Here is a 1,752-nt window from a genome sequence, read left to right as displayed (position 1 = left end):
GCCCGCGCCGTGCGCCGAGGTCGCCGAGGTGCACCACCAGTGCAGGTCGTGCCCGCCCGGGCCCCAGCCCCGCCGGTCGTACTCGCCGATCGACACCTGGAGCACCCGGGTGTCGTCGGGCCGGTCGATCCACTCGTACGTCCGGCGCACCGGCAACTGCCAGCACACGTCCGGCTTGGTCTCCAGCGGCTCCCGGCCCTCCCGCAGCGCCAGGATGTGCAGCGCGCAGCCGGCGCCCGCGGCGAAGCCGGGCCGGTTCTGGAAGATGCAGGAGCCCTCCCAGCGGCGGGTCTGCCGCTCGCCGTCCTCGTCGAGCTGCGTCCAGCCGCCGTCGGACGTGCCCTCCGCGTGGAACTGCCACATCTCCGGCGTGAGCCGCGCCACATGCCCGGCGACCCGCTTCTCGTCGTCCTCGTCGGAGAAGTGCGCGCCCAGCGTGCAGCAGCCGTCCGAGGCGCGGCCCGCCTGGATGCCCTGGCAGCCGCTGCCGAAGACGCAGTTCCAGCGGGAGGTCAGCCAGGTCAGGTCGCAGCGGAAGACCTGCTCCTCGTCGGCCGGGTCGGGGAACTCCACCCAGGCCCGCGGGAAGTCGAGGCCCTGCTCGTCGTCGGCGGGCGCCACCGGCACGGCCGGTTCGGGCAGCACCACCGTCTCCCGCTTGCGCTCCCGCCCCCGCTGGGCGGCCGCCTTCCCCCCGGCGCCCCGCCCGTCGCTCTTCCCGGTCGCCGTCGCGGACTCCGTCATGTCCGACTTCGCCTTCTTCGTCTTTGGCACACGTCCAGCGTATGCGCCGCGGGCAGTAGCGTTCTGGCCATGAGACTCGGAGTCCTCGACGTCGGATCGAACACGGTGCACCTGCTGGTGGTGGACGCCCACCCCGGCGCCCGCCCGCTGCCCGCCCACTCGCACAAGGCCGAGCTGCGCCTCGCCGAACTGCTGGAGGAGGACGGCTCGGTCGGCGCGCGCGGCGTGGAGCGGCTGGTGCGGACCGTGCGCGAGGCGGCCCGGACCGCCGAGGAGATGGGTTGCGAGCAGTTGCTGCCGTTCGCGACCTCCGCGATACGCGACGCGGCCAACGCCGACACGGTGCTGAAGCGGGTCCGCGACGAGACCGGCGTGGACCTCGCGGTGCTCACCGGGCCGGAGGAGGCCCGGCTCACCTTCCTCGCCGCCCGCCGCTGGTTCGGCTGGTCCTCCGGGCGGCTGCTGCTGCTCGACATCGGCGGCGGCTCGCTGGAGGTCGCCTACGGGATGGACGAGGAGCCGGACGCGGCGGTGTCGCTGCCGCTGGGCGCGGGCCGGCTGACCAAGGGCTGGCTGCCCGGCGACCCGCCCGACGCCGACGACGTCAAGGCGCTGCGCCGGCACGTGCGGACCGAGATCGCCCGCACCGTCGGCGACTTCTCCCGCCTCGGCCGGCCCGACCACGTGGTGGCCACCTCCAAGACCTTCCGCCAACTGGCCCGGATCGCCGGCGCCCCGGCCTCCTCCGAGGGCCTGTACGTGCAGCGCGAGCTGAGCCGCGCCTCGCTCCAGGAGTGGGTGCCCAAGCTCGCCGCGATGACCGCCGAGCAGCGCTGCGACCTGCCCGGCGTCTCCCCCTCCCGGGCCCCGCAGTTGCTGGCCGGCGCGCTGGTCGCGGAGGCGGCGATGGACCTGTACGGGGTGGAGGTGCTGGAGGTCTGCCCCTGGGCGCTGCGCGAGGGCGTCATCCTGCGCCGCCTCGACCACCTCCCCGCCGAGGCCCGCCAC

Annotated in this window: 2 protein-coding genes (1 of these 2 only partly in view); one reads left to right on the top strand and one right to left on the bottom strand. The window is 75.1% G+C overall.

The annotated features are described in order from the left end of the window. Positions 1–774, bottom strand: part of the annotated coding region (locus tag C6N75_RS29150; RefSeq protein ID WP_181160668.1) for a hypothetical protein (this coding region is incomplete at its 3' end). 29 nt of the annotated region lie to the left of the window's left edge; 774 of its 803 annotated nt are in view. Positions 775–813: 39 nt separating this feature from the next. On the opposite strand from C6N75_RS29150, the gene C6N75_RS29145 reads away from it, so the two are divergent. Further along, the coding region (locus tag C6N75_RS29145; RefSeq protein WP_105871840.1) for a Ppx/GppA phosphatase family protein at positions 814–1,752 on the top strand (939 nt) is incomplete at its 3' end.

Origin of the sequence: Streptomyces solincola, from assembly GCF_002982015.1 — a bacterium.
Taxonomy (GTDB): Bacteria; Actinomycetota; Actinomycetes; order Streptomycetales; family Streptomycetaceae; genus Streptomyces; species Streptomyces solincola.
Note: the sequence above shows the minus strand (reverse complement) of the source record. Positions and strands in the feature narration are given on the sequence as shown.